The following is a 6,626-nucleotide window of genomic DNA, read 5'->3' as shown; positions in this document are numbered from 1 at the left end:
TGCTCCGAGGTTTTCGGTTCGGCTCGTGTTGACTTCGACAAGATCGACAGCGCCCCAGAAGAAAAAGCTCGTGGTATCACCATCAACACCGCGCACGTAGAGTACGACTCGAACATTCGTCACTACGCGCACGTTGACTGCCCAGGTCACGCCGACTACGTCAAAAACATGATCACTGGTGCTGCCCAGATGGACGGCGCGATCCTGGTTTGCTCGGCTGCCGATGGTCCGATGCCACAAACTCGTGAGCACATCCTGCTGTCCCGTCAGGTAGGCGTTCCGTACATCGTTGTCTTCCTGAACAAGGCTGACATGGTTGACGACGCTGAGCTGCTGGAGCTGGTTGAGATGGAAGTGCGCGATCTGCTGAGCACTTACGACTTCCCAGGTGATGACACTCCAATCATCATCGGTTCGGCTCTGATGGCTCTGAACGGCCAAGACGACAACGAAATGGGCACTACCGCTGTTAAGAAGCTGGTAGAAACTCTGGATACCTACATCCCAGAGCCAGAGCGTGCTATCGACAAGCCGTTCCTGATGCCTATCGAAGACGTGTTCTCGATCTCCGGTCGTGGCACCGTGGTAACTGGTCGTGTTGAGCGTGGTATCGTTCGCATCCAGGAAGAAGTTGAGATCGTTGGTCTGCGCGAAACTCAGAAAACCACCTGCACCGGCGTTGAAATGTTCCGCAAGCTGCTCGACGAAGGTCGTGCTGGCGAGAACTGCGGCGTTCTGCTGCGTGGCACCAAGCGTGACGACGTTGAGCGTGGCCAGGTTCTGGTTAAGCCAGGTACCGTTAAGCCGCACACCAAGTTTGCCGCTGAAGTGTACGTTCTGAGCAAAGAAGAAGGCGGCCGTCATACTCCGTTCTTCAAAGGCTACCGTCCACAGTTCTACTTCCGTACTACTGACGTGACTGGTAACTGCGAGCTGCCAGAAGGCGTTGAAATGGTAATGCCAGGTGACAACATCCAGATGACTGTCACTCTGATCAAAACCATCGCGATGGAAGATGGTCTGCGTTTCGCTATCCGTGAAGGCGGTCGTACCGTCGGCGCTGGCGTCGTAGCTAAAGTCATCGAGTAATCGACGACTCATGAAAAAGCCCCCGCTTGCGGGGGCTTTTTTATTGGGTTGACACTCTGTGGGACCGTCTATAGAATTGCGCCTCCTTTTAACGGGCGTATTGCGCCCGGTGGGAATAGCAGCCTGGAGTCTGAAATCCAATGCAAAATCAGCAAATCCGTATCAGGTTGAAGGCTTTCGACCATCGCCTGATCGACCAATCCACCCAGGAAATCGTGGAAACCGCGAAACGTACTGGTGCTCAAGTGCGTGGTCCTATTCCACTGCCTACCCGTAAAGAGCGGTTCACCGTTCTGGTCTCCCCGCACGTCAACAAGGACGCGCGTGACCAGTACGAGATCCGTACTCATAAGCGCGTACTGGACATCGTCCAGCCAACGGATAAAACCGTTGATGCACTTATGAAGCTTGATCTTGCGGCAGGTGTGGAAGTGCAGATCAGCCTCGGCTAAGACTCGGTCTTAGTCGTGTAACGCTCTGAAATGGGCGGCCATAGCGGGTGAAAGCCCCGTACACTCATGAGGTTTACAACATGACTATTGGTGTAGTCGGTCGTAAATGCGGTATGACCCGTATTTTCACCGAAGAAGGTGTCTCCATTCCGGTCACGGTCATTGAGATCGAGCCGAATCGCGTCACCCAGTTCAAAACTGAAGAAACCGATGGCTATCGTGCAGTGCAAGTCACTGTAGGTGAGCGTCGTGCTTCGCGCGTGACTGCTGCTCAAGCAGGTCACTTCGCTAAAGCGAACGTTGCTGCCGGTCGTGGCGTTTGGGAATTCCGTCTTGAAGAAGGCGAGTACCAAGCTGGCGATCTGATCAATGCAGAAATCTTCGCAGCTGGCCAACTGGTAGATGTTACCGGTCAGTCGAAAGGTAAAGGCTTCGCCGGTACCATCAAGCGTTGGAATTTCCGCGGTCAAGATAACACCCACGGTAACTCCGTTTCCCACCGCGTCCCGGGCTCTATTGGCCAGTGCCAGACTCCTGGTCGTGTATTCAAGGGCAAAAAAATGTCCGGTCATATGGGCGCTGAGCGCGTGACCGTGCAGTCCCTGGAAGTAGTGCGCGTCGACGCTGAACGCAATCTGTTGTTGGTCAAGGGTGCTGTTCCTGGCGCTACTGGCGGCAACCTGGTTGTACGTCCGGCGGCCAAGGCTCGCGGTTAAGGGGAAGCTGACATGCAATTAAATGTAAATGACGCTCAAGCGATCGAAGTTTCCGAACTGACATTTGGCGGCGAATTCAACGAGACGCTGGTTCACCAAGCAGTCGTGGCCTACATGGCCGGCGGCCGTCAAGGTAGCAAGCAGCAAAAGACCCGTTCCGACGTTTCCGGTGGCGGCAAGCGCCCGTGGCGTCAGAAAGGTACTGGCCGTGCTCGTGCCGGTACTATCCGTAGCCCAATCTGGCGTGGCGGCGGTACCACTTTCGCAGCTCGTCCACAGGATCACTCCCAGAAGCTGAACAAGAAGATGTATCGCGCAGCAATGCGTTCCATCCTTGCTGAGCTGGTGCGTACTGATCGTCTGGTCGTGGTTCAGGATTTCGCTGTTGAAACTCCGAAAACCAAAGATCTGCTGGGCAAACTGAACAACATGAGTCTGACCGACGTTCTGATCGTGTCTGACGCTGTTGATCAGAACCTGTACCTGGCTGCTCGTAACCTGCCACACGTTGATGTACGTGACGTGCAAGGTTCCGATCCAGTTAGTCTGATCGCATACGACAAAGTGTTGATCACTGTGTCGGCCGTGAAGAAATTCGAGGAGCTGCTGGGATGAACCAGGAACGCGTATTTAAAGTTCTGCTTGGCCCGCACGTTTCCGAGAAGGCTACGGTTCTGGCAGACAAGAAAGGCCAGTTCGTTTTCAAGGTTGCTACTGATGCAACCAAGCTGGAAATCAAGAAGGCCGTCGAAAGCCTGTTCAGCGTGAAAGTGGAGCGCGTTACTACCCTGAATGTTCTGGGTAAGAGCAAGCGTACCGCTCGCGGTCTGGGCAAGCGTAATGACTGGAAGAAGGCAGTTATCTCCCTTCAGCCAGGCCAAGATCTCGATTTCAGCAGCAGTGCTGAGTAAGGAAGGGGTGCATCATGGCAATCGTTAAATGCAAACCGACTTCCCCTGGCCGCCGTTTTGTGGTCAAGGTGGTCAATCAGGAGCTGCATAAAGGCGCTCCTCACGCACCGCTGCTCGAGAAGAAATCGAAGTCTGGTGGTCGTAACAACAATGGCCGTATTACCACTCGTCACGTTGGTGGTGGTCATAAGCAGCACTATCGTCTGGTCGACTTCCGTCGCAACGACAAAGATGGCATCGCTGCCACTGTCGAGCGTATCGAATACGATCCAAACCGTACTGCTCACATCGCTTTGCTGCTGTACGCAGACGGCGAGCGTCGCTACATCATCGCCCCTAAAGGCGTGAGCGCTGGCGACCAGCTGATCGCAGGTGCTCTGGCACCGATCAAGCCGGGCAACGCTCTGCAACTGCGTAACATTCCAGTTGGTAGCACCGTACACGGCATCGAACTGAAGCCAGGTAAAGGCGCGCAAATCGCTCGTTCCGCTGGTGCTTCGGCTCAGCTGATCGCTCGTGAAGGTGTCTATGTGACCCTGCGTCTGCGTTCTGGTGAGATGCGTAAAGTCCTGGCTGAATGCCGTGCGACCCTGGGCGAGGTCTCGAACTCCGAGCACAGCCTGCGTTCGCTGGGTAAAGCTGGTGCCAAACGCTGGCGTGGCGTTCGCCCAACCGTTCGTGGTGTTGCCATGAACCCGGTTGACCACCCACATGGTGGTGGTGAAGGTCGTACCTCTGGTGGTCGTCATCCGGTATCGCCATGGGGCTTCCCGACTAAGGGCGCGAAGACTCGTGGTAATAAGCGTACCGACAAAATGATCGTCCGTCGTCGCAAGTAAATAGAGGGATACGACAGTGCCACGTTCTCTGAAAAAAGGTCCTTTTATTGATCTTCACCTACTGAAGAAGATCGAAGTGGCGGCGGAAAAGAACGATCGCAAACCAGTTAAGACCTGGTCGCGCCGTTCCATGATCCTGCCACAAATGGTCGGTCTGACCATTGCTGTGCATAACGGTCGTCAACATGTTCCAGTTCTCGTGAACGAAGACATGGTCGGCCACAAACTGGGCGAGTTCGCCGGTACCCGTACATATCGCGGGCACGTGGCTGACAAGAAAGCCAAGCGTTAAGGGGTAAGGAACGATGGAAGTAGCCGCTAAGTTGTCGGGCGCTCGAATCTCCGCCCAGAAAGCCCGCTTGGTCGCCGACCAGATCCGCGGGAAGAAGGTGGGCGAAGCGCTCAACCTGTTGGCTTTCAGCAGTAAGAAAGCCGCCGAGATCATGAAGAAAGTGCTGGAGTCGGCCGTAGCCAACGCCGAGCATAACGAAGGCGCAGACGTTGATGACCTGAAGGTCTCCACCGTTTTCGTCAACGAAGGGCGTTCGCTGAAGCGCATCATGCCACGTGCCAAAGGCCGTGCTGATCGCATCGTCAAGCGGTCTTGCCATATCACTGTCAAGGTTGCTGACAAGTAACGGAGTCGAAGAGATGGGTCAGAAAGTACATCCCATTGGCATTCGCCTGGGAATCGTCAAGGAGCACACCTCCGTCTGGTACGCAGACGGTCGGACTTATGCGGACTATTTGCTCGCAGATCTGAATGTGCGTGAGTACCTCCAAGACAAACTAAAAAGCGCGTCCGTAAGCCGTATCGATATCCATCGTCCGGCTCAAACTGCACGCATCACCATCCACACCGCTCGTCCCGGCATCGTGATCGGCAAGAAAGGTGAAGATGTTGAGAAACTGCGTCAGGACCTGACCAAGCAAATGGGTGTGCCTGTGCACATCAATATCGAAGAGATCCGCAAGCCGGAGCTCGACGGTATGCTGGTTGCCCAGAGCGTAGCTCAGCAGCTGGAGCGTCGTGTAATGTTCCGTCGCGCTATGAAGCGCGCAGTACAGAACGCCATGCGCATTGGTGCCAAAGGCATCAAAATCCAAGTGAGCGGTCGTCTCGGCGGTGCTGAAATCGCACGTACTGAATGGTATCGCGAAGGTCGTGTGCCACTGCACACCCTGCGTGCCGATATCGACTATGCCACCTACGAAGCTCACACCACTTACGGTGTGATCGGTGTGAAGGTTTGGATCTTCAAAGGCGAAGTAATTGGTGGTCGCCAAGAAGAGCTGAAGCCACAAGCACCAGCGCCTCGTAAAAAAGCTGCTAAGTAAGGGGTACGCCAAATGTTGCAACCAAAGCGTACGAAGTTCCGCAAGCAAATGACCGGCCACAACCGTGGTCTGGCATTGCGCGGTAGCAAAGTCAGCTTCGGCGAGTTCGCGCTGAAGTCTGTTGCTCGTGGTCGTCTCACCGCTCGTCAGATCGAGTCAGCGCGACGCGCTCTGACCCGTCACGTAAAACGTGGCGGCAAGATCTGGATCCGTGTGTTCCCGGACAAGCCTATTTCCAAGAAGCCACTCGAAGTTCGGATGGGTAAAGGTAAGGGTAACGTCGAATACTGGGTTGCCCAGATTCAGCCAGGCAAAGTCCTGTATGAAATCGAGGGTGTTTCTGAAGAGCTGGCGCGTGAGGCTTTCGCCCTGGCTGCTGCAAAGCTGCCGCTCGCCACCTCCTTTGTTAAACGGACGGTGATGTGATGAAAGCGAATGAACTTCGTGAAAAATCCGCACAGCAGCTGAACGAGCAACTGCTCGGCCTGCTGCGCGACCAGTTCAATCTGCGTATGCAGAAGGCAACTGGCCAGTTGGGGCAGTCTCATCTGCTCTCGCAAGTTAAACGTGACATCGCTCGCGTGAAGACTGTGCTCAACCAGCAGGCAGGTAAGTAATCATGGCTGAAGCCGAAAAAACTGTCCGTACGCTGACTGGCCGTGTTGTCAGCGACAAGATGGACAAGACCATCACCGTTCTGATCGAGCGTCGCGTTAAGCACCCTATCTACGGTAAATACGTTAAGCGTTCGACTAAGCTGCACGCGCACGACGAAACCAACCAGTGCCACATCGGCGACAAAGTCACTATTCGTGAAACTCGTCCGATGGCCAAGACCAAGTCTTGGGCTCTGGTTGATGTTCTCGAACGCGCTGTGGAAGTCTAAGGGCTAAGGGTCGGAGAAATTATATGATTCAGACTCAATCCATGCTCGATGTGGCCGATAACAGCGGCGCTCGCCGCGTTATGTGCATCAAGGTGCTGGGTGGCTCCCATCGTCGTTACGCTGGTATCGGTGACATCATCAAAGTTACCGTCAAGGAAGCAATTCCTCGCGGTAAGGTGAAGAAAGGTCAAGTGATGACTGCTGTTGTAGTCCGCACTCGCCATGGTGTCCGTCGTGCTGACGGCTCCATCATCCGCTTTGATGGCAACGCTGCTGTTCTGTTGAACAACAAGCAAGAGCCGATCGGCACCCGTATCTTTGGGCCAGTGACCCGTGAACTTCGTACTGAGAAGTTCATGAAGATCGTCTCGCTCGCCCCAGAAGTGCTGTAAGGA

General features: G+C 54.7%; 13 protein-coding genes. All 13 read left to right on the top strand.

All coding sequences use genetic code 11. The features are described from left to right. Positions 1-1,089, top strand: a 1,089-nt coding sequence (gene tuf / locus PVZ80_RS11185; protein WP_273863630.1) for an elongation factor Tu, incomplete at its 5' end; no start/stop codon positions are given. Positions 1,090-1,229: 140 nt separating this feature from the next. Continuing rightward, complete coding sequence (rpsJ, locus tag PVZ80_RS11180) at positions 1,230-1,541, top strand: 30S ribosomal protein S10 (RefSeq protein ID WP_003186070.1); 312 nt, start codon at positions 1,230-1,232, stop codon at positions 1,539-1,541. A gap of 80 nt (positions 1,542-1,621) precedes the next feature. Continuing rightward, on the top strand, positions 1,622-2,257 hold the full coding sequence (gene rplC / locus PVZ80_RS11175; RefSeq protein WP_007924205.1) for a 50S ribosomal protein L3: 636 nt from the start codon (positions 1,622-1,624) through the stop codon (positions 2,255-2,257). Between the two features lie 12 nt (positions 2,258-2,269). After that, on the top strand, positions 2,270-2,872 hold the full coding sequence (gene rplD, locus PVZ80_RS11170; RefSeq protein ID WP_007924200.1) for a 50S ribosomal protein L4: 603 nt from the start codon (positions 2,270-2,272) through the stop codon (positions 2,870-2,872). After that, on the top strand, positions 2,869-3,168 hold the full coding sequence (gene rplW / locus PVZ80_RS11165) for a 50S ribosomal protein L23 (RefSeq protein WP_002555488.1): 300 nt from the start codon (positions 2,869-2,871) through the stop codon (positions 3,166-3,168). Before rplD ends, rplW begins: the two co-directional genes overlap by 4 nt. A gap of 14 nt (positions 3,169-3,182) precedes the next feature. Then, positions 3,183-4,007, top strand: a complete 825-nt coding sequence (gene rplB / locus PVZ80_RS11160) for a 50S ribosomal protein L2 (RefSeq protein WP_007924198.1) — start codon at positions 3,183-3,185, stop codon at positions 4,005-4,007. Positions 4,008-4,023: 16 nt separating this feature from the next. Next, positions 4,024-4,299, top strand: a complete 276-nt coding sequence (gene rpsS, locus PVZ80_RS11155; protein ID WP_002555486.1) for a 30S ribosomal protein S19 — start codon at positions 4,024-4,026, stop codon at positions 4,297-4,299. Positions 4,300-4,312: 13 nt separating this feature from the next. Further along, positions 4,313-4,645, top strand: a complete 333-nt coding sequence (gene rplV, locus PVZ80_RS11150; RefSeq protein ID WP_003103908.1) for a 50S ribosomal protein L22 — start codon at positions 4,313-4,315, stop codon at positions 4,643-4,645. A gap of 13 nt (positions 4,646-4,658) precedes the next feature. After that, positions 4,659-5,345: a 30S ribosomal protein S3 gene (gene rpsC, locus PVZ80_RS11145; RefSeq protein WP_007924192.1), complete on the top strand. Its 687-nt coding sequence runs from the start codon at positions 4,659-4,661 to the stop codon at positions 5,343-5,345. Between the two features lie 12 nt (positions 5,346-5,357). Further along, positions 5,358-5,771, top strand: coding sequence for a 50S ribosomal protein L16 (rplP, locus tag PVZ80_RS11140; protein ID WP_003228729.1), 414 nt, complete (start codon positions 5,358-5,360; stop codon positions 5,769-5,771). After that, positions 5,771-5,962: a 50S ribosomal protein L29 gene (gene rpmC / locus PVZ80_RS11135; RefSeq protein ID WP_002555481.1), complete on the top strand. Its 192-nt coding sequence runs from the start codon at positions 5,771-5,773 to the stop codon at positions 5,960-5,962. The genes rplP and rpmC overlap by 1 nt, the downstream gene beginning before the upstream one ends. Before the next feature lie 2 nt (positions 5,963-5,964). Further along, positions 5,965-6,231, top strand: coding sequence for a 30S ribosomal protein S17 (rpsQ, locus tag PVZ80_RS11130; RefSeq protein ID WP_003194644.1), 267 nt, complete (start codon positions 5,965-5,967; stop codon positions 6,229-6,231). A gap of 23 nt (positions 6,232-6,254) precedes the next feature. Then, positions 6,255-6,623, top strand: coding sequence for a 50S ribosomal protein L14 (gene rplN / locus PVZ80_RS11125; RefSeq protein ID WP_002555479.1), 369 nt, complete (start codon positions 6,255-6,257; stop codon positions 6,621-6,623). Positions 6,624-6,626 lie beyond the last annotated feature (3 nt).

This window comes from Pseudomonas sp. B3G-3 (assembly GCF_028640915.1).
GTDB lineage: Bacteria > Pseudomonadota > Gammaproteobacteria > Pseudomonadales > Pseudomonadaceae > Aquipseudomonas > Aquipseudomonas chlororaphis_I.
The sequence above is the reverse complement of the archived record's forward strand: the minus strand, read 5'-3'. Positions and strand labels throughout refer to the sequence as shown.

Excerpts from the sequence above, each read along its gene's own strand:
- rpsJ (WP_003186070.1), top strand. The coding sequence starts at position 1,230 with ATGCAAAATCAGCAAATCCGTATCAGGTTGAAGGCTTTCGACCATCGC.
- rpsQ (WP_003194644.1), top strand. The coding sequence starts at position 5,965 with ATGGCTGAAGCCGAAAAAACTGTCCGTACGCTGACTGGCCGTGTTGTC.
- rplB (WP_007924198.1), top strand. The coding sequence starts at position 3,183 with ATGGCAATCGTTAAATGCAAACCGACTTCCCCTGGCCGCCGTTTTGTG.
- rplN (WP_002555479.1), top strand. The coding sequence starts at position 6,255 with ATGATTCAGACTCAATCCATGCTCGATGTGGCCGATAACAGCGGCGCT.
- rpsC (WP_007924192.1), top strand. The coding sequence starts at position 4,659 with ATGGGTCAGAAAGTACATCCCATTGGCATTCGCCTGGGAATCGTCAAG.
- rplW (WP_002555488.1), top strand. The coding sequence starts at position 2,869 with ATGAACCAGGAACGCGTATTTAAAGTTCTGCTTGGCCCGCACGTTTCC.
- rplC (WP_007924205.1), top strand. The coding sequence starts at position 1,622 with ATGACTATTGGTGTAGTCGGTCGTAAATGCGGTATGACCCGTATTTTC.
- rplD (WP_007924200.1), top strand. The coding sequence starts at position 2,270 with ATGCAATTAAATGTAAATGACGCTCAAGCGATCGAAGTTTCCGAACTG.
- rplV (WP_003103908.1), top strand. The coding sequence starts at position 4,313 with ATGGAAGTAGCCGCTAAGTTGTCGGGCGCTCGAATCTCCGCCCAGAAA.
- rplP (WP_003228729.1), top strand. The coding sequence starts at position 5,358 with ATGTTGCAACCAAAGCGTACGAAGTTCCGCAAGCAAATGACCGGCCAC.
- rpmC (WP_002555481.1), top strand. The coding sequence starts at position 5,771 with ATGAAAGCGAATGAACTTCGTGAAAAATCCGCACAGCAGCTGAACGAG.